Genomic DNA, 19554 nt, shown 5'->3' with positions numbered 1-19554 from the left:
CGTCAGCCGTCCCAGCGGTAGCCGAAGCCGCGAATGGTGACGATGGTGCCGGGCCGATCGAGCTTCGAGCGCAACGCCGTCATGTGCACATCGAGCGTCCGCGAAATCGCAACGTACGCATCACCCCAGATGGAGTCCATCAACTGCTCCCGGCTGACCGCTTCGCCGCGTCGAGTCACCAGATGCGCCAGCAGATCGAATTCCTTCGTGGTCAGCGCGATGTCTCGTCCGTCGACGTCGACCTCTCGACCGACCAGGTCGACGACGATGTCGCCGAGAATAAGCCTGTCTGCGCCGACGTCGCTCGTGGTACTCCGACGCCGCGCCGCCACCTCGAGCCTCGCATGCAACTCCCCCAAACGAGCCGGCTTGACGACGTAATCGTCGGCACCGGTGCGCAGAGCACGCACCACCGACCGCTCGTCATCGCGCGCGGTGAGTACCACAACCGGAATCGAGGTCAGGGTTCTCAGCTTACGAAGGACGTCCAGGCCGTCCATGTCCGGTAGCCCGAGATCCAGGAGCACTATATCCATCCGGTGATAACCCAGGAGCACGTCGGCACCGCGGCGCATGCGGACAGGGGCGTGCCCCACCTCGGTCAACGCGTCCACCAACGCGTCGCCGACTCCGTCGTCGTCCTCCACCACAGCAATGCGCATCGCCCTCGAGATTAAGCCACCACCTGCTTTCGCACGCTCGCTGCCCGGTGGCCAGGCTTCGAATCAGCGTGATTCGAACCGTCGCTATCACGATGCGGACGGGTTAGCTTCGGGGTTGATGCTCTGCTCGAATCGATGTGGTGGACTCCAGGTCTACCCGACAGTGAGGACTCTCCCGTCGTATGGCGCTCAACAACGGAACACTGATTCACCTCGTCGCGAAAGAGGGAAGGCAGGACGAGGTCGCTGCCATTCTCGGCGAAGCCCTGGGGGCCGTGGCTCGCGATCCGAAGACCGCCACATGGTACGCGTACCGAATCACCAACACCGAGTTCGGAATCTTCGACTCCTCCGAGTATTCGGACAGATCGGCCACCGATACCCATCCGGTCCTGACGCGACTGTCGGAGGACCTACTGGACCGCACGCCGTCGGTGCAGCCGTTCGACGTCATCGCAGCCAAAGTCTGAAGCTGCCTGCGAATCCCGCAGCTCGACCTCGTACCCGACACACCGATCGAAAGAGCCAGACATGAACGCAGGGCCGGACACCGCACGCAAGCAGCTCGTTCTGAGCGCTTTCGACATGGCGTGCGTGGTACACCAAAACCCAGGTATGTGGACCGACGCCGATGATCAGACCCACCGATACACCGATATCGAGTACTGGGTGGAACTGGCGCAGACCCTGGAAGCCGCTGGATTCGACATTCTTTTCCTTGCCGACGTACTGGGCTTCTACGACGTGTACGGCGGCAACCGCGATGCTGCGTTGCGCACTGCCGCACAAGCTCCGGTCGCCGATCCACTGTTGACGATCTCCGCCATGGCCGCAGCCACGAAAACGCTGAGCTACGGGGCGACGGTCTCGTCCACCTACGAATTGCCCTACAAGTTCGCCAAGACGATGACGACCCTCGATCACCTCACCAAGGGGCGCGTGGCGTGGAACGTTGTCACGTCCTACCAGCAGAGCGCGGCGGTCAATCTCGGCCTCACACAGCAGATTTCGCACGACGAGCGCTACGAGATCGCAGACGAGTTCATGGAGGTCTGCTACAAGCTGTGGGAGGGCTCGTGGGACGAGGACGCCGTGGTACGCGACCGCGAGCGTGGCGTCTACACCGAGCCGTCGAAAGTGCACGACATCAACCACGCCGGCAAGTACTTCACGGTCCCGGGCGCTCACCTCGGTGAGCCGTCGCCGCAGCGCACACCGTTTCTGTTCCAAGCAGGAGCGTCGGCTCGAGGCCGCAAGTTCGCCGCGAAGCACGCAGAAGCGGTGTTCCTGGTGGGAGTCAACCCGCACGATGTGCGGCCCATCGTCGATCAGTACCGGATGCTCGCAGCCGAACAGGGGCGTGATCCGCGAAGCCTGAAGATCATCATGATGCTCACGCCCATCGTTGCCGAGACCGACGAACTCGCTCACGAAAAGCTGCTGCAGGTTCAGAAGCACGCTCAGGTCGACGCCGCGCTGGCACTGTGGGGCGGCTGGACCGGTGTGGATCTCTCGGGAGCCGACCCCGACAAGCCGTTGGATCAGTTCCGGGGCGACGGCATCCGCGCGTTCAGCGACATGCTCACTCGGGTCGACAGCGAATTGGTATGGACTCCGCGGAAATTGGCGGAATGGCTGTGCGTCGGCGGCATGAGCGCGAGCATCGTCGGATCGCCGAAGACGATCGTCGACCACTTCGAGGAGTGGATGGAGGTGGCAGATGTGGACGGCTTCAACATCGCTCGCGTCACCAACTTCGAGACGTTCCGAGACTTCGGTGAATTGATCACCCCCGAGCTCCGCCGTCGTGGATTGATTCCCGACACCAACCGAACCGAGGCCACCTCCCTCCGTGAACTGGTGCTCGGGCAACCGCGGCTTCGGGACGACCACCCCGGTGCGTCTTTCCGCCCGGCGACGAAGACTGCCCCCAAGCAGGCCCCACCCACGACGATTCGCGTGGCACCTCGCAACGTCGGCCTCCTGGTCACCCTCACGGCTAAGCCCGATACCGTCGATGCTCTCGAAACCTGGCTGACCGAAATGCACGCCCACGCGGTCGACGAGCCCGGAACGACAACGTGGTACGCGATCAAGCTGGGCGACAATCGATTTGCGATCTACGACACCTTCCCCGACGAAGACGGACGCCAGGATCACATCCACGGAACCATCGTGAAATCGCTTCGTGAACGGCAACAGGAGCTTCTCGCGGAGCCGCCGGTCATTCGTCAGGTCGACTTGCTCGCGGTCAAATCCTTGCTCACGGCCTGACCGAGTACGAACTTCGTCACCGATGGCACTGCAGGACTGCCATCGGTGACGAAACAGGCTATTCAGCGGTGTCGACGGACGGCATCGGAGGTATTGCCGCAACCAATCGATCGATCACTGATCGCACGACCTCGGGTGATGGAGCGTGGGTCAACAACCCCTCCACGACGAACGTTCCGATGCGCAGCATGGCATCGGCCTCGGCACCGGACAGGCCCGATTTCTGGATATCGGCGGCGAACAACGACTCGGCAAAAAAATGGAAACCGTTGTGCCAGTTCTCGATTGCTGTCGACTTGGCGACACGGTCGTGCACCGTCGAGACCAGCGGTCCTGCTTTCTGCAGCCGCTCCACCAGCCAGACCAGACGATCCGCGAGTGAGTGATCCGCGACGTTCAGGTAATCCGCCGCATCGTCGGCGGCGATGGCTTCGAGAACTGCGACCAGAATCTCGTCTTTGTCGTCGAAATACCAGTACACCGTGTTCGGAGTGATACCGGCAGCTTTCGCCAGTCGACTGATCGATGCGCGATCGAAGCCGTCGGACACGAACATGGCGCGGGCGGCAGCGACGATGTCGTCTCGCTTGCTCTCCCGGTCATGTAGTCCACGATTTCTGGGCATGCTCGAGAGTTTATCTTGAACGACCATCAAGACACTGCTACCGTTCTTGACGACCGTTCAAGAGAAGGAGCCTGGCAGATGTCGAGTACCGGACGTACAGCACTGATCACCGGCGCGTCGGCAGGCATCGGTGCCGCATTCGCCCGTCATCTCGCCGCCGAGGGGCACAACCTCGTCCTCGTGGCGCGCCGCGAGGATCGGCTGACCGCGCTGGCCGCCGAACTCACCACTCGCTACGGCGTGCACTGCGACGTGGTGGCCGCAGACCTGGCCGATCCGCGCGCCCCACGTTCCATCATCGAACGCACCCATGCACTGGGAGTCGACATCGATATCCTGGTCAACAACGCCGGGATGTCCGGAAATTCGGCGTTTGCAGACGTACCGTTCGAGACACTCGCCGCGGAGATACAGGTAATGGTGACGGCAGTGACAGAACTAGCCCACCTCACCGTTCCCGGTATGAAGCAACGCGGCTACGGACGGATCATCAATCTGTCGTCGCTGGCGGCGCTGCTTCCACCCGCGGCGAGCCTGCTCTACACCGGCATCAAGTCTTATGTACTCAACGTCTCGCAAGCACTCGACATGGAATTGCGTCCGCACGGTGTGCACGTCACTGCGTTGTGCCCGGGATTCACCCACAGCGAGTTCCACGACGTCATGGGAACCAGGGATGCCGCGACCTCCAAGCTCCCCTCACTGCTGTGGCAGAACCCGGAGGATGTCGTCAGGGAGGGATGGCGAGCAGTCGAAAACGGCACCCCGGTGTGCGTTCCAGGCATGGTGAACAAAATTACCGCTGTTGCGTCCAAACCGATCCCGACGCGCATCGGGTACTACCTCGGCAGGACTTTCAATCCGTTCAAACACTGATGTCGAACCTGCACGTCTTGCTGCTGACCAGAGGAACAAGCGCATGATCACTGACGACCACACCGACTTCACCCGGACCGAGACATCGTTCGCTTCGCACGGAATTCGTTGCGCGGTCACGGTTTTTCGTCCCCGGACTCCCGTTGTCACGACTCTGCCGGCAATCGTGATGGCACACGGATTCGGCAGCCCCCGAGCCATGCGCCTGTACGCCTATGCGGAGCGCTTCGTCGCGGCCGGTTATGTGGTGTGCGTCTTCGACTACCGCTTTTTCGGGGACAGCGAGGGCGAACCTCGCCAGCTGTTGGATGTGCAAGAACAGCTCTCCGATTGGCGGAACGCAGTCGAGTTCGCCCGCTCTCTCGACGGTGTCGACGAGAACAGGATCGTCGGCTGGGGTACATCGTTCGCAGGCGGCCACGTACTCACGTTGGCGGGCAACGGTGTTCGGTTCGCAGCGGTCATCGCCCAGGTACCACACATCGACGGCATCGCCGCCGTTCGCGCCACCGGGTTCGGACAGGCATTGCGACTGGCACCGGCCGCCATCACGGACAGCGTTCGTGCAGTCCTGGGGCGATCGCCTTACTACGTGGACAGCGTCGGACTACCCGGCACACGCGCGGTGATGGTCTCACCCGACGCAATTTCAGGGCGTGACCGATTGGTCGGCGAGTCCGGTCTGACCGACGGCGATTACCCCGAAACCGTTGCAGCACGCATTCTTCTGAAGATCTGGCGGTACTCCCCCGGCCGGACGATGTCCGAGATCGAGTGCCCCACGCTCGTGCAGATCGCGTCGAACGATTCGGTCACTCCGGCGGCGGTCGCGCAGCGCGCTGCGGCGAAAGTTCGCAGAGCCACCGTCCGTACGTACGTGGGGGGTCACTTCGATCCTTACACCGAGCCGCTGTTCTCCTCGGTGATCCGAGATCAACTGGCATTTCTCGCCGAGAGTGTGCCTCTGCACCCCCGCGCTGCACCCTCCACCTGACCGCACGAGCGGTACCCCACAGTTCTCGGATTGGACGGCCATGCCACACGGCGCGAGCAGCTCCGAACTCTGGCTGCTGCGAACATATTTCGGTGAGGGTGACGACACCACGTGGGCGTCCTTGATCGACACGGCGCGCAGCGCTCGATCTTCTGTGTCCGGTGCCGCGTTGGTCGTGTCCTCGGATCTGACGCAGTGTCAGCAGCGCATACGGCGGGTCGTCGGACGACTCGCGACGCGCGCGGAGGCAAACGACGGTTTGTACGTCGCGCTCGCCGACAAGCAGACCTTCATGCGTCACGATCGACTGCTGCTCACCATGGACTGTTCCGCAGCTCCGTTGAACGCTGAGCGCATACCGACTACCCGCATGTCCCCTGCGATGGCCTTTCGGTTGGGGATCGATGAACGATCACCCGGGACCGGACTGCCGATCCAACCCGTTCACCTGACTCCACCGAAAACCATTCCTGCGCTCCCGGATTCCGAACGGACGAATACAGATTCGGACGCGAGCGTGCGCGATGCCATCCGAGCCAGCCTGAATTGGCGAAGACAGATGACGCGAGACGGTTCCTTTGGGTAGACACCGCGAATCGCCAGCAAGAACAAGGCCTGCCGACAGACCGGAGGGCCCTCGCCCGCACGACGGAACACCCAACTCGCTGCTGCGATTGGGCGTCGTCGTTCAAACATTGCTGTTCGGTTTCGTCGGCGTCGCCACCACGTTCACACGAGACGGCCCCACCGAGGGTTTCGGAACCGTTCTGACCTATGCCGTGTGCGTCAGCACCATTCCCGTCGCATGGGTGATGAGTGGGGCCGATTTCGGGATGGATTGGTGGTCCCGGCGTTCACCGGTCAACAATTGGTTCGTCGTGTATTGCGAGATCGGTGTCACCGTTGTGACGGCAACATACGCCGATCCGCTGGCCGCAATTCAGGGCTCGATGTTACTTGCGCTGGTCGGTGCGTACGCCGCGCATTTCGCCCGACCGAGGGTGATTTGGCTCCATGTCGTGTGGAGCACGGTGTATGTGCTGGTACTCGGGACTCTGGCGCTGTCGAAGAATCCTACCGACTCCGTGTCGATCGTTCTGCGAATGGCAGTGGCCATCATGGTGATCAACGGCGCTGTCACGTTACTGGCCGCATTCTCGCGAGCGGTTTTGCACTCTTCTCGGGTTCACCTGTCCGATGCGATCACCGACCCGTTGACCGGAGTGCTGAACCGGCGGGGACTCGAAGCCAGAGCAGTCGGTGCCCGCGAGGGCTCCGTCCACCCGGCACTGCTGCTGGTCGATATCGACCACTTCAAAGCCGTCAACGACTACCACGGTCACTCCGCGGGCGATGTCGCGTTGAGGCTGACTGCAATGCGGTTGACAATGAGCGCCGGCCGACACGCGACGGTCTCACGACTGGGCGGCGACGAATTCGTCGTCCTCGTTCCGGATCCGACGCCCACACTCGGAGAATTCGCCGAGCGTCTTCGACGGGCAGTGCACGACGTCGCAGACGATATCCCGATCACCGTCAGCATCGGGGCCGCGCTGCCCCAGGTGAATCCACACTCCACCCAAGCCGAGTTCGACCGAACACTCGCCGCCGCCGACGAAGCTCTCTATCGCGCGAAGCGCAACGGCCGCAATCGCGTCGCGCTAGCGCGTCCGCCGATCGAGGGCGTCCTCTGACCGACGGCACTCATATGCCACCCACACCGCTCTTCGACTCGATCACCCGATCGACCGATGTCACCGACGAATCCCGCCCGGCCCTCCATCCGCACACCGTCAGCGGAATCATTACCGCCAACAGTGCGAGAAGGGGCGCGGTCCACGAGCCGGTCGAGCTGTGGATCGCACCCGTCGCGACGGGTCCCGCGGCGGCAACCAGGTAGCCGATCGACTGCGCCATGGACGACAGGCTTGTTGCCGTCGCAGTGTTCGGAGCTCTCAGGTTGATCAGCGTCAGAGCGAGCGAAAGTTGGCCTCCCTGACCGAGTCCGAGCAGAATGGCCCACACTGGAGCAAGCTCCACGCTGCCTGTCAGGACGCCGATCAAACCGGCGACAGACAACGCCACGACCGCTGTTGCGAGCACACTCTGCCGACGGATGCGGGCGGCGAGTACGGGGACGGTCAGCGCCGTGGCGACGCTCGACACCGACAGTGCTGTCAGCAGCAGTCCCGCGTTTTCGGCACTGAGCCCGCGATCTCGGTAGATCGTGGGGAGCCACGCAATCATCGAATACGCAAGCAGCGATTGAAGTCCCATGAATCCGGTCACAGCCCAGGAGACAGATGATCGTAGAACAGCGGTCTGCCCCCTCGGTACCGAAGACCGGGTCGCGGAAGTCGGCCTGCACTCGACGTGCCGAAACCGCAGTGCGAGAAATGCCATGGCCACCAACGCGAGTGCGGACGGTATCGCCCAGGCCATGAGGGTCGTTCGCCAGTTGTGGAATACCGACGAGTCCAGCGGGACCGTGGCCCCCGAGGCGATTCCTGCGCTGGCACTGACCAGTGCGGTGAACAAGCCCGTCATCAATCCGATTCGGTGTGGAAAGAGCAGTCGGATCAACACCGGACCGAGTACGTTCGCCACTGCGATGCCCATCCCGGCGAGCAGGGTTCCGATCAGTAGCGCCGGCCACGAGGGCGCGCCCCGTAGCCCCGTCCCGACGAGTATCAGCATCAGGCATCCGGTCAACACGACGGGTACGGTCCATCGCCGAACTGCCCTCGTCGCAACGACAGCAAATACGCCCAAGCACAGGACCGGTCCGGTGGTCAGTAATGCGGCCGAACCGGACCCGAGAGCGTAGGACTGCCGAATTTCGGCAAGCACTGCCGACGCACTCCCGAACACCAACCGCAGATCCAGGCCCAGCAGAACGATTGCTGCCACAGCCGCCGTCGTCCCCACCACGGAAAGAGCAGTTCGACCAGAACCCTCCACGCTGCCCGACGGGTGTTTCGAGCCGGTATCGGCCACCGGTGCTCCCATCCTCGAATTGCCATTGCCCGTTGTCGACCATCGCAGGCGGACGCCGGCAAATCAACCACACAGGCACATGAAGTGACCCTGTGGGCAATATCGATGCGTACCATTTCCCCCATGCCAGACCATCCGAGTGACGACAACTGGATCGGACGCAGGATCGCGAGCCACCGGCGCGAACGGGGTTGGACACTCGCCGCCCTCGGGAATCGAGTCGGCCTCTCGACAACTCAGCTCTCACGCATCGAGTCAGGGAGCCGGCAGTCGTCGGTGGGCACGTTGATCGAACTTGCGCGCGCCTTCGAGGTGACATTGAGTGAACTCGTCGCCGAGGAGCCGACGCTCGCGTTTCATCTGGTGAAAGCCGGAGAGCACCGTCCACATGAATCTGCCAACGGATCGATGACGCCCCTGTCCGGCAACTACCCCGGCATCGATGCGGTCCTGCTGACCATCCTTCCGGCCTCGGATGCCCCGGTTGCCCACCACGCCGGCGAGGAATGGCTCTACATCCTCGGCGGCTCGGTGGAAGTCACCATCGGAAACGACACCGTACGACTCCACACCGGCGATGCGCTGCACTTTCCGTCGCTGAACACTCACTCCGTGCGAGCACTCGGTGACGAATCCGCACGTGCACTGTTGGTATCCACCACCTCATGCACCCACTGACGAACGGGCGACGAACAAGTGGCCACCGCAGCTCTGCTCCAACGCCGGGACAGTAGGGTCGGGGAATGACTGTGCGAGCGGGTGTAGTGGTCACGGGAACCGAAGTGCTGGCCGGTCGGGTCGCCGACCGAAACGGCCCGTGGGTCGCCCAGCAGCTACTCGAGCTGGGTGTCGACGTCGCACACATCACGATCTGTGGCGACCGGCCCGATGACCTGACGGCACAGTTGCGATTTCTCGCGGATCAGCGCGTCGATCTGATCGTCACCACCGGCGGCCTCGGCCCGACCGCCGACGACCTCACGGTGGCGACCGTCGCGGCGCTGTACGGCCGACAGATGCACCTCGATGTCCAACTCGAGAAGCGAATCTCCGAGATCGTCGAGCGTTGGCGCAGCCGGCTCAGCTCTGCCGTCGACTCCGAGCCGCTGAAGGCAGGAATTCGCAAGCAAGCGATGGTTCCCGAAGGCGCGCACTCCATCTCGCCGACCGGAACTGCGCCTGGCGTGGCGATCGCAGCGAACGACTCCGGGACGCTGCCCACGGTGCTGATCCTGCCCGGCCCTCCTCGCGAACTACAGGCGATGTGGGAAGAGGCCCTCGCGTCCGCGCCCGTCGCCCAGGTCTTGACGCGACGAGCACAGATCCGTCAGGACACCATTCGCGCCTACAGACTGTCCGAAGCCGATCTCGCCGCGACATTACGGACGGCAGAACGTGACATCGAAGGGTTCGACGCCCTCGAGATCACCACATGCTTGAGCCTCGGAGAACTCGAAATGGTGACCCGCTACGGGGAGTCGGCAGCAACCGCATACTCCGAACTCGTCGCGCTGATCGTCGAAGATTATGGCGAACAGGTCTTTTCGACCGACGGATCCACCATCGACGACATCGTCGCCGACAGACTCACCGGCCATAGAATCGCCACCGCGGAGTCCTGCACCGGAGGCATGATCGCGGCCCGGCTCACCGACCGCGCAGGCTCGTCGGCCTACGTCATCGGCGCAGTGGTGTCCTACGCGAACGAGGCGAAAACGGGCCTACTCGACGTCCCGGCCGAGACCATCGAACAACACGGAGCCGTCAGCGAACCGGTGGCGGCATCGATGGCCGAGGGCGCACGGAATCGACTGGGCGTCGACATCGCAATATCCACCAGCGGAGTCGCAGGACCGGGCGGCGGGACGGAACTCAAGCCGGTCGGCACCGTCTGCTTTGCGATCGCCGCCGCCGACCGACCGACCGTCACCCGCACACTCCTACTCCCGGGCGACCGGGCAAGCGTGCGCGCCCTGTCCACCACAGCAGCGATGCACATGCTCGCCGACGCGTTGAAACCCGACCGGTGACCGAGGACTCCGACCGAGTCACTTCTCGCCGACGATCACCCAAGGGAGCCGCGCGCCGATCGGCGATCCTCGAAGCCGCGTTGAACGTCTATGCGACCAGCGACCGACTCGGTCCACGGCTACGCGACATCGCCGAGGCGGCCGGAGTAACCGAAGCGGGCGTGCTCCACCATTTCGGCTCGAAGGACGAATTGTTCGTCGCAATCCTCCGCCGCCGCGACGAAAACGCAGCGGTGATGCACGATCTCAGTACAGCCGAGGGGCAGAACGCCTATTTGGCGGAGACGACCACCACTCCAGGACTCACGAAGCTCTTCGTCGACATGTCCGCTGCAGCAGCCGATCCCACTCATCCAGCACATACCTTCATGGCCGAGCACCGCGCCGCTGTTGTGAGTGTGATCACCCGACTCGCTCCTGATGCCGACATCGACGCCGTCGAAGCCGTCGCCGCACTCGCCGAGGGGTTACAACTGCAGTGGCTGTCCGATCCCAGCGTCGACGTCGCCGGACGCATGCGAAGGTTCACCGCCATCTTGCTCGAACTGGATCGATAGCACCTCCCCTGTCGTGTTGAAGCGCGATGCCCGGCATATCGTTAAACCTTGCGCGATTCAGTTTTGATGTTATCGTTAGACGAAGTAAGGGCTTGCGCATTCGGCACACCCATCACGCCTTCGGTTACCGGGGTACAACTCAGCAAGGAGTATGCAAGGTGCACAGAAACATTCGGCGAGTCTCGACCCTGCTCGCACTGACAGCAGCAGCGGCAACCTCGGTCGCGGTCGGTACCGCATCGGCCGATCCACTTTCCTCACCGCTGAATCTCGAGACCTACAGCCTGCCCCAGTCGGGGTTCTGTGCCGCCAAGATCGACGTCTCGATTCGCCCCGGCGCGGAATCCAACTCCTACGTGATCGTCGGACCGGACATTCAGTACCTCGGCATCGGCCCATGCGACCTCACCGCCACACTCAGCTGGAAGGAACTGGCCACCGGCAGAACAGGTTCGGACGACATCCCGGTCACCAGCGGTCTGGTGAACTACGGACTGAAAACCTTCTCGGGGCACGGCCTCGTCGAATACACGCTGACCACCAACGGTCCGCACACCACCGACAGAGCGACGGGCACGGTCCAGATTCCCTGAGCAACGCTTCACGAGCAGGAGGCAGCGATGAACCGAACTGGAGTGGTGTCGGCATTCGGGATAGTCGGCCTGATCGCCTTGGCCGGATGCACCACCGTGGAGACGGCACCGTCGGACACCGCGCCCACTCCGTCGACATCGGCTGCGCAACAGCCTGTTCAGGCTGAACCCACCGGCACGTCGTCATCGGGCGGGACCGCGGCCGGCGGTGCCGACAACGAGGTCGGTTCTGGAGGAGCCGCCGTTGCGGCGTGCACCGCCGCGAACATCACTCCCACCCTGGGAGACATCACACCGAGCGATGTTCAAACCACGGTTTCGTTGCGCTACACCAACTCCGGATCCGTACCGTGCAACGTCACAGGCTTTCCCGGCGCAACGCTGCAAGGGCCCGACGTCGACGGTCTCGGACCGGAGTACAACCTGGCTCGCGGCGAGGCCACACCGTCGACCACGATCACGCTGGAGCCTGGGGCGACCGCAGTTGCCGATCTGACTCTCGGCACGGTGAACAAGAACGACGAGCGGGCATGGATCCCGACCGCATTCCTGACCACCGCCCCGGGAGACACGACGGTGATGACGCTTCCCTTCCCCGCAACGGTCGGCGTGCAGCGTCAGGACGGTGCGACGCATCCAGCGAGCTTCATCGGTGCATTCCGCGGGCCCGTCGATTGATGCAACGTCGGAGCGACTGCCAGGTGTAGGTCTGTGTCCGGCGGGGCACTCCCGTACGGTCCTGAAAATGGCGACCAGTCGCCTCGACCCATAGGAGACTCCATGACGATGCCGAGCGACGCAAGCGAAGCAGTCCCGTCCCAGGGAAGCAATGACGGCCCGCGCGAACATACGCCCGAGACCGATGCAGTCGAAGGCGCGCACGTGGACGAAGAGAATGTGCCTCACCCTCCGAAAGACACGGATCCACAGAAATGAGCTTTCGCCCGGTCGCTGCCGACTGACATAGTCGGGGCATGATCGCCTCCCCGTCCATCGAGCAGTTTCGTCGACTGGCACAGTCGTCGCCCTGGCGCTGGAGAACTGTCGAGTTCGAGTTCGTGCCCGCTCGTCACAGTTCCCCGGTGCACGCTTGGATTCGCCGCCCGGACTCCCTACGAGTGGAGACTGCCGACGGCCAGGTCACCGAATTGGTTTCCGCAGCAGGCCCGTTCGCAGGAACGATGGTGGTTTACTCGAACCCTTCCGGCCATCGACCACCTGGCCGTTGGGCAACGGATACAACTCCGGTATTCGACGCCGACGGGATGGTGTCGGAGCTACCGTCGGAGACCGATTCGTGGCTCGTGGACTGGGACGACCCGTTCTACGAGAACTATCAGTGGATCGCGATGCTCAACCCTCTCGAACTGACCCGCTCGGCCCACGATCGTTCGTCCACCACGATATGCACGGAGATGTCCGAGGTGACGGTCGTCGAGCACCACGGCCGGCCGGCGTGGGAGTCGATCGTTCGCACCACCGAGCAGTACGACGCTCGATGCGAATGCTGCCCGTTGTTGAGTGGGCACTACGACTTCGATGCAGACCATTGGGTTCCGGGGCCACCGGCCACCGTGCGCCTCGACGTCCAGACCGGGATCTGCGTCTACGTCGGTGCCACCACCGACCAGCCCACCGGGGGCTTCGATATCGACGTGACGATCCTGTCCGTGGACGACAAGATGGACGACAGCATGTTCGTGCGGAGCTACCGATAGAATTCGGTGCATCGGGCCGACACCTATCCCGAGAAATCACACGAAGGCGCGGAGGAACTCGATCTTCAGACGGTTGTAATCGTCGGTCCACCTCGAACTCACTGCCATGAATCCGTGGTCCAGTTTCGCCTCGTTCTTGGTGTACAAGTTCAGGCGATTGGCGACGCCTACTCTGTCCAGCTTGGCGCTCAATTCGGCTGCCTGGTCGGGGAAGGTACCGGTGTTGCCGTCGGAGATGAAACTGGGTGGGAAGGCGGCTGTGACGTTGTCCATGACGTTCGCCTGCGCCAGCAGAGCCGTGTCGGTGGTGTCCAGGTAGCTCCGGGCCGAGATGTCGAAGAAGAATCCGTTCGACGGGCTCGGTGATTGCGGTTCGCCCGCTCTGCCGACATCGAGGGCGGCGCTCTCGAACACCACCGACTTCAGGGCATTTCGGTCCATGGTCGGCTCGACGCCCAGTGCGCGTGCGTAAACGGGGTCGGTCTGCACGATGGCGTAGTTGCCCACGATGTGGCCACCCGCGCTGGTTCCGGCGAGCACGACGCGACTCATGTCGAGTCCGTACCGGTCGGCGTTCGTGTCGAGGAACCGAATGGCCTGGCCCAGTTGGATTGTCTGCGTGGGAAAGCGGTACTGCGGCGCCAATGCGTAGTTCAGCGACACCACGTTGTAGCCGGCGTCGAGCATGGGGCCCGCCCAGGACGCGCCACCCGAATCTGCACTGGGAGCACCGTCTGCTTTGTCTCCGACGATCCAGCCGCCACCGTGCACCGTGATGTACGTGGGCCGACTGATCGATGCATCGTTGTCCGCGATGTAGATGTCGAGAAACGAATTGGGTAGCGCCGAGCCATATTCGACGTCGCTGGTGCGTCCTGCACCGTTTATCACCGCCGTCGCGGTCTGCGCGTCGGGCTCGAACGAGTTGCTCTGCCCCAAGGCATGCAGGGATCGGATCAGCGGCACCGGACTGGCCGCCGTGGTGATCACCAGGGCGGAGACCACCACCGCGCTCGCCGCAGCGACACCGGCCGATACGACGGCAGCCGCACTTCGGGTACCAGCCCGACGCGATGGGCGCACCGTACGGCCCGCCCAAGCCGACGCGAGCACAAAGGATCCGAGTGCGATCGCGGCGGTCAAACACAGGACCCACAGTGCGTGAACGCCGGTCACCAGCCATGCCAGCTGAGTGACGACGGCGACAGCGCCGAGCGAAATTCCCAACGCTGCGCGCTTCCCGGCATCGATCGAGACGAGCCGCATCGACACCGCTGCCACGGCGATGACCCACAATCCCACCGCGAACTGCTGACGAATGAGGACGAACTCGAGCCATGCGAGTACGACGCTGACGCCTCCGGTCACCGCGAGCGCAGTTGTCATCGCACTCGTACGCTGTCTACTGTCGATTTCGATGCCGTCCTGCACGCGCTTCCCCCTTTGTTATTCGAGTGCGCTACTGCGCAGCAGCGTGACTGCGCCGGTGTAGTTCACGGACGGTATCGCCGAACTCGGCGACCGGCCCGTCGACCACGATCCCCGGCACGATCTGTTCGATGGGCAACGGTGTGATGGCGAGTGGTGCAGCACCCAATTCTTCGAGCCACGTGAGCAATTGAGCGGTAGACGTGGCGTACACGATGCGGCCGAGCCCGACTATTCCGTGGCTCGCAGCGCACATCACGCAGTGCTCACCGGAGGTGTAGACCGTCGATGCCCGACGCTGCACTGGGCTCAGATTGGTGGCAGCCCAACGAGACAGAGCGATCTCGGGGTGCTGGGTGGGATCGTTCCGGTCGCCGACCCGATTTCTGTCCTCGGCCAACACTTCCCCGCCCTCCGAGACGAGTATCGATCCGAACGGATCGTTGCCCGTCTGCACTGCGTCCGCCGCCAAGTCCACAGCACGGGCCAGGAATGCGCGGTCGCTCGAAGAAATACTCACATCGCACCACCGGGTGCGTCGACGATCGAAATGTTCACGTCTCGACCGTACCGCCTGGGCTTTCGCCGCCTGCCGACCCACCGGTCCCGACACCGCGTGCGTTCTGCAGGTCGACGACGACCGATCCTCGGTACGATCATCAGGTGAAATTCTCGGTACGACCTGCTACGTCGTTCGCGGATCTGAGTTCGATTCTCGGTCCCAAGAACCCGACGTCCTCGGTCTGCTGGTGCCTGAGCCACCGTATCGATTCCGCGACCAACAGGGCACTCGTCGGCCCCGAACGCGGTGAGTACGTGGAGAAGCTGACCCGTCGCAGTATCGCGCCGGGGGTACTGGCCTACGACGGCGACGAGGCAGTCGGTTGGGCGGCAGTTGCACCACGCTCGGAGTTGCCGTTCGCACGGTCGAACAAGATTCCGCATGTCGACGATCTGCCCGCCTGGACGGTCTGGTGCTTCCGAGTCAAGGCCGGCCACCGAAAGCGCGGGATCGCACATGCGTTGTTGGACGGTGCAGTTCGGTTCGCGGTCGACCATGACGCCCCGGCGGTCGAGGGGTATCCGGTGGACAACAGGGGTGCGAAGGTCGACCTGACGATGGCATACGTAGGCACCCGCGGGTTGTTCGAGTCGGCGGGCTTCGAGTTCGCTGTGGAAACAACGTCGGTGTCGGGTGGCTTCCCTCGGGTGATCATGCGAAAAGACCTGCGCCACTGAGCTGGTCCGTTTGACCGCTACCCCACAACGGGAACGGGCGTCGCAACCGAGGTGATTCAGCCAGATGCTGCCATCTGGTCGGTGATCCCCGGCAAAACCGACGAGGGGTGTTCTCCCGGTACACCCCTCGACAGAGACTGTCTCGATCTCATCGGCTCATGTTCTATCGAGAGATGACAACTTCCGTGAAGGCCTACGCCGCCACCGCAGCCGACCAGCCCCTGTCCCCCGCCACCATCGAACGCCGCGACCTCGGGCCGCACGACGTTCGCATCGACATCGAATTCGCCGGCATCTGCCACTCCGACATCCACACCGCACGCGGCGAATGGGGACCGATCAGCTACCCGCAGGTCGTCGGACACGAAATCGCCGGCACCGTTGCCGAGGTCGGCTCCCAGGTCACCACGCACGCGGTCTGCGATCGCGTCGGAGTCGGCTGCATGGTCGACTCCTGCGGCGAGTGCGCCCAGTGCGTCAAGGGCCTCGAGCAGTATTGCCTCGTCGGCAATGTCCAGACCTACGGCGGCACCGACCGCGACGGCACTACCACCCAGGGCGGCTACTCCCAGCAGGTCGTCGTCACCGAACACTTCGTGGTGAAGATCCCCGAGGGCATCGAACTCGACGCCGCCGCACCCCTGCTGTGCGCCGGCATCACCACCTACTCACCCCTCCGCCACTGGGGTGCCGGACCCGGCAAGAAGGTCGCCGTCGTCGGCATGGGCGGACTCGGCCACATGGCCGTCAAGATCGCCCACGCCATGGGTGCCGAGGTGACGGTTCTGTCGCAGTCGCTGAAGAAGCAGGAGGACGGACTCCGACTGGGGGCCGACCACTACTACGCAACCAGCGACCCGGACACGTTCGAGACACTCGCGTCCACATTCGATCTGATCATCAATACCGTCAGCGCCTCGATCGACCTGAACGCACACCTGTCACTGCTCGCCGTCGACGGCGCCATGGTCAACGTCGGTGCCCCCGCGGAACCGCTTCCGTTGCAGGTCTTCTCGCTCATCCCCCACCGCAGGACCTTTGCAGGATCGGCCATCGGATCGATCGCCGAAACTCAGGAAATGCTCGACTTCTGCGCCGAGCACCACCTCGGAGCCGAGATCGAGGTCATTTCCGCCGACAAGATCAACGACGCCTGGGAGCGGGTCCTGGCATCCGACGTCCGCTACCGATTCGTCATCGATACCTCGACCCTGGCCTGACGGCCTCGGAACGCGATCAGTAGCCGCAGAAGGAAAGTCCATTATCGATCCGAGAGAAAACGCCGTGTCCTCCACCGAAGAGCGAAAGCCACTACCCTTTCTGGTCACCGTCCTCGCAATGGGTACATTTCTCATGGGAACGTCCGAGTTCGTCGTGGCCGGTCTCCTCCCCGATCTTTCCGCCGATCTGGCAATCGGCATATCGGCAGCAGGCCTCCTCGTCACCGCTTTCGCCATGGGAATGATCGCCACACCCCTGGTCGCGATCGCCGTGCTCAAAATCTCTCAGCGGACCACCCTCGTACTCGCACTCGGTGTGTTCGCCGCCGGTCACATCATCGTGGCACTGACCGATGAGCTGTCGGTCATTCTCGTGACTCGTTTCGTGACAGCCCTTGCGACAGGGGCGTTCTGGTCGATCGCGGCGTCGGTCGCCTCAGCTGCAGTAGAACGGGAATCGAGCGCACGAGCCATCGGTCTGGTACTCAGTGGCGGTATTCTGGCGACGGTGGTCGGCGTGCCGCTCGGATCGGTCGCCGGTCAACTGGTCGGGTGGCGTGGCCCGTTCTGGATCCTCGCGGTTGCAGCGATTCTGGCTGCGTTCGTCATTGCTCGGTTCGTCCCGGGCGGCCGCGCAGACACCGCGGTAGTTCCAGTCCGCTCGCAGCTTGCTGCGCTGGCCACAGGACGATTCTGGTTGGTGATGGCCGCATGCGTGCTGATCTCCGGCGCGGTGATGTCCACGTATTCCTTCATCTCTCCTCTACTCACCGACCGCGGCGGCCTCTCTGCCGATCTACTCCCCCTAGGCCTTGCCGTCTTCGGGGTCGGGGCGGTGACCGGCACTCTGAACAGTGGCCGATTCGCTGATCTTGCGCCATACGGCACTGCGCTGACCGGCGGCATCGTGGTGGTTGTCGCACTCGGCCTGCTGAATGTGTTCTCGCACTATGCCGTGCCCTCGATCGTGTTGCTCGCCCTCGCCGGGATGGCCGGTCTGGGAACGAATCCGGTCCTGATGTCGCTGGCCGTACGATTCGCTCAGGGAGCACCGACCTTGGCGACCTCGCTGTCCACCTCCATGTTCAACCTGGGAACTGCTGTAGGCAGCTGGGTCACCGCGCGCGCGATCGGCACGTCCGGCCCCGCCGCCATTCCACTCGTAGGCGCATTGTTCGCTGTCGCGCTTCTGATTCCGTTGGCGGCGCTCGTTCTCGTCGATAGGGCCCGCCGACGCGGGCAGGAGTCAGCGAAGCTCACGAGGGCCACCGACGACGCGGTGTCGTGTTGAACCCGCGACCGACGGGTCCTGCCGAAGGGTGTACCGGCAGGGCATCGTTCGATCCGAAGAACGGTCTTACCCTTGACGGTATGGACAACAAGGCCGAAGTGCGCGAGTTCCTCATGACCCGCCGAGCCAGGCTCACCCCGGATGCGGCCGGGATCCCGGGTGGAAGCAACCGTCGCAGAGTCGCCGGGCTACGGCGAAGCGAAGTGGCAGCCCTTGCAGGCCTCTCAGTCGAGTATTACGCACGTATCGAGCGCGGTGCCATCGGCGGTGCGTCGGCGTCCGTGCTCGATGCACTTTCGCGCGCTCTGCAACTCGACGACACCGAACACGCACACCTCCTCGATCTGGCCCGAGCCGTCGACGGAGTACCGACGTCCGGGCGTCCGCGGCGTAAGGCGGCGCGTCCTGCAACCCCGAGGATCAGCCTGCAATGGGCGCTGGACTCGATCACGGATGGAATCGCCTTCGTTCGCAACCAGCGTCAAGATCTACTGGCGACCAACGATCTCGCAAAAGCCTTCTACGCTCCGGTGATCGGGGACGGTGGACGAACTCCCAACCTTGCCCGATTCCAGTTTCTGGATCCGTCGTCGCGGGAGTTCTACCCCGACTGGGATACGTTCGCCGAAATGTGCGTAGCCATCATGCGAGCCGAAGCCGGCCGCGACCCACACGACAAGGGACTACAAGACCTCGTGGGTGAGCTGTCCACCCGTGACGAGACATTCCGAAAGCTATGGGGTGCCCACAACGTTCGGAACCACGGAGCGGGAATGAAGCGCTTCGCCCACCCGGTCGTGGGCGAGATCCACCTCGCCTACGAGGCGCTCGCCATCACCGCCGACCCCGGATCTGTCCTCATGGTGTACACCGCCGAACCAGGTTCGTCGAGCGCGGAACGTCTGCGCCTGCTCGGATCATGGGCAGCAGAACATACCGGAGCTCAGACTCAGGCGTGAATGATCTTCCGGTTGGCGAATGTTTCTTGGGGCCGAGGGTGAGATGACGGTTCCGGGACATATCGCACCGACACGCATACCACGCTGTCTA

General features: G+C 63.4%; 20 protein-coding genes and 1 pseudogene. 16 read left to right on the top strand and 5 right to left on the bottom strand.

Translation table 11 applies throughout. The features are described 5' to 3' along the window. Positions 1–2: 2 nt before the first annotated feature. The gene (locus tag ASG84_RS08195; RefSeq protein WP_057476504.1) at positions 3–662 is read right to left on the bottom strand and encodes a response regulator transcription factor; all 660 of its coding nucleotides are present in this window, start codon (positions 660–662) and stop codon (positions 3–5) included. Between the two features lie 182 nt (positions 663–844). Here ASG84_RS08195 and ASG84_RS08190 point away from each other — a divergent pair, with 182 nt between their 5' ends. Continuing rightward, on the top strand, positions 845–1132 hold the full coding sequence (locus tag ASG84_RS08190; RefSeq protein ID WP_057476503.1) for a hypothetical protein: 288 nt from the start codon (positions 845–847) through the stop codon (positions 1130–1132). A gap of 61 nt (positions 1133–1193) precedes the next feature. Then, positions 1194–2579 (top strand): annotated as a pseudogene (locus tag ASG84_RS08185) (LLM class flavin-dependent oxidoreductase); the annotation flags it as partial. Positions 2580–2994: 415 nt separating this feature from the next. Here the strand turns inward: ASG84_RS08185 and ASG84_RS08180 are convergent. Beyond that, positions 2995–3561, bottom strand: a complete 567-nt coding sequence (locus tag ASG84_RS08180) for a TetR/AcrR family transcriptional regulator (protein WP_057476552.1) — start codon at positions 3559–3561, stop codon at positions 2995–2997. A gap of 78 nt (positions 3562–3639) precedes the next feature. Between ASG84_RS08180 and ASG84_RS08175 the strand changes: the two genes are divergently transcribed. From ASG84_RS08175 to ASG84_RS08160, 4 genes are all read left to right on the top strand, one after another. Continuing rightward, positions 3640–4437, top strand: coding sequence for an SDR family NAD(P)-dependent oxidoreductase (locus tag ASG84_RS08175; RefSeq protein ID WP_057476501.1), 798 nt, complete (start codon positions 3640–3642; stop codon positions 4435–4437). Positions 4438–4480: 43 nt separating this feature from the next. Next, complete coding sequence (locus ASG84_RS08170; protein WP_057476500.1) at positions 4481–5431, top strand: alpha/beta hydrolase; 951 nt, start codon at positions 4481–4483, stop codon at positions 5429–5431. A gap of 40 nt (positions 5432–5471) precedes the next feature. Beyond that, positions 5472–6017, top strand: coding sequence for a DUF6924 domain-containing protein (locus ASG84_RS08165; RefSeq protein WP_057476499.1), 546 nt, complete (start codon positions 5472–5474; stop codon positions 6015–6017). 88 nt (positions 6018–6105) lie between these two features. Next, entirely contained in the window at positions 6106–7125 is a 1020-nt protein-coding gene (locus ASG84_RS08160; RefSeq protein WP_057476498.1) for a GGDEF domain-containing protein, read from the top strand. Between the two features lie 10 nt (positions 7126–7135). Here ASG84_RS08160 and ASG84_RS08155 read toward each other — a convergent pair whose 3' ends face one another. After that, positions 7136–8428 carry a CynX/NimT family MFS transporter gene (locus ASG84_RS08155; RefSeq protein WP_162248323.1) on the bottom strand — a complete coding sequence of 431 codons (1293 nt, stop codon included), beginning with the start codon at positions 8426–8428 and terminating at the stop codon, positions 7136–7138. 123 nt (positions 8429–8551) lie between these two features. Here ASG84_RS08155 and ASG84_RS08150 point away from each other — a divergent pair, with 123 nt between their 5' ends. The 6 genes from ASG84_RS08150 to ASG84_RS08125 all read left to right on the top strand — a co-directional run bounded on the left by ASG84_RS08150 (position 8552) and on the right by ASG84_RS08125 (position 13326). Continuing rightward, on the top strand, positions 8552–9106 hold the full coding sequence (locus ASG84_RS08150; RefSeq protein WP_057476496.1) for a helix-turn-helix domain-containing protein: 555 nt from the start codon (positions 8552–8554) through the stop codon (positions 9104–9106). A gap of 65 nt (positions 9107–9171) precedes the next feature. Further along, positions 9172–10458 (top strand): competence/damage-inducible protein A, encoded by a 1287-nt coding sequence (locus tag ASG84_RS08145; RefSeq protein WP_057476495.1) that lies wholly within the window; start codon positions 9172–9174, stop codon positions 10456–10458. Next, positions 10455–11015 carry a TetR/AcrR family transcriptional regulator gene (locus ASG84_RS08140; RefSeq protein ID WP_057476494.1) on the top strand — a complete coding sequence of 187 codons (561 nt, stop codon included), beginning with the start codon at positions 10455–10457 and terminating at the stop codon, positions 11013–11015. The genes ASG84_RS08145 and ASG84_RS08140 overlap by 4 nt, the downstream gene beginning before the upstream one ends. A 158-nt stretch (positions 11016–11173) precedes the next feature. Next, on the top strand, positions 11174–11608 hold the full coding sequence (locus ASG84_RS08135; RefSeq protein WP_057476493.1) for a hypothetical protein: 435 nt from the start codon (positions 11174–11176) through the stop codon (positions 11606–11608). 27 nt (positions 11609–11635) lie between these two features. Further along, positions 11636–12286, top strand: a complete 651-nt coding sequence (locus ASG84_RS08130) for a DUF4232 domain-containing protein (protein WP_082520864.1) — start codon at positions 11636–11638, stop codon at positions 12284–12286. A 296-nt stretch (positions 12287–12582) separates the two neighbouring features. After that, positions 12583–13326 carry a hypothetical protein gene (locus ASG84_RS08125; protein WP_057476491.1) on the top strand — a complete coding sequence of 248 codons (744 nt, stop codon included), beginning with the start codon at positions 12583–12585 and terminating at the stop codon, positions 13324–13326. A gap of 36 nt (positions 13327–13362) precedes the next feature. Here the strand turns inward: ASG84_RS08125 and ASG84_RS08120 are convergent, their stop codons facing one another. Together ASG84_RS08120 and ASG84_RS08115 are read right to left on the bottom strand one after the other, a co-directional pair. Then, the gene (locus tag ASG84_RS08120) at positions 13363–14712 is read right to left on the bottom strand and encodes an alpha/beta hydrolase (protein ID WP_156399426.1); all 1350 of its coding nucleotides are present in this window, start codon (positions 14710–14712) and stop codon (positions 13363–13365) included. A gap of 73 nt (positions 14713–14785) precedes the next feature. Beyond that, on the bottom strand, positions 14786–15274 hold the full coding sequence (locus tag ASG84_RS08115) for a nucleoside deaminase (RefSeq protein ID WP_082520863.1): 489 nt from the start codon (positions 15272–15274) through the stop codon (positions 14786–14788). 143 nt (positions 15275–15417) lie between these two features. Here ASG84_RS08115 and ASG84_RS08110 point away from each other — a divergent pair, with 143 nt between their 5' ends. The 4 genes from ASG84_RS08110 (at position 15418) to ASG84_RS08095 (ending at position 19463) form a co-directional block, all read left to right on the top strand. Then, a complete protein-coding gene (locus ASG84_RS08110; RefSeq protein ID WP_057476489.1) occupies positions 15418–15993 on the top strand; it encodes a GNAT family N-acetyltransferase in 576 nt (191 codons plus the stop codon). Positions 15994–16166: 173 nt separating this feature from the next. Then, positions 16167–17213 carry an NAD(P)-dependent alcohol dehydrogenase gene (locus ASG84_RS08105; protein WP_057476550.1) on the top strand — a complete coding sequence of 349 codons (1047 nt, stop codon included), beginning with the start codon at positions 16167–16169 and terminating at the stop codon, positions 17211–17213. A 118-nt stretch (positions 17214–17331) separates the two neighbouring features. After that, positions 17332–18504 carry an MFS transporter gene (locus ASG84_RS08100; RefSeq protein ID WP_057476549.1) on the top strand — a complete coding sequence of 391 codons (1173 nt, stop codon included), beginning with the start codon at positions 17332–17334 and terminating at the stop codon, positions 18502–18504. An 80-nt stretch (positions 18505–18584) separates the two neighbouring features. Next, positions 18585–19463 carry a helix-turn-helix transcriptional regulator gene (locus tag ASG84_RS08095; RefSeq protein ID WP_057476488.1) on the top strand — a complete coding sequence of 293 codons (879 nt, stop codon included), beginning with the start codon at positions 18585–18587 and terminating at the stop codon, positions 19461–19463. The last annotated feature ends 91 nt before the right edge of the window (positions 19464–19554 follow it).

It is taken from the genome of Rhodococcus sp. Leaf278 (genome assembly GCF_001426085.1).
Classification (GTDB): Bacteria; Actinomycetota; Actinomycetes; order Mycobacteriales; family Mycobacteriaceae; genus Rhodococcoides.
This window is presented reverse-complemented; position numbering and strand designations above follow the sequence as displayed.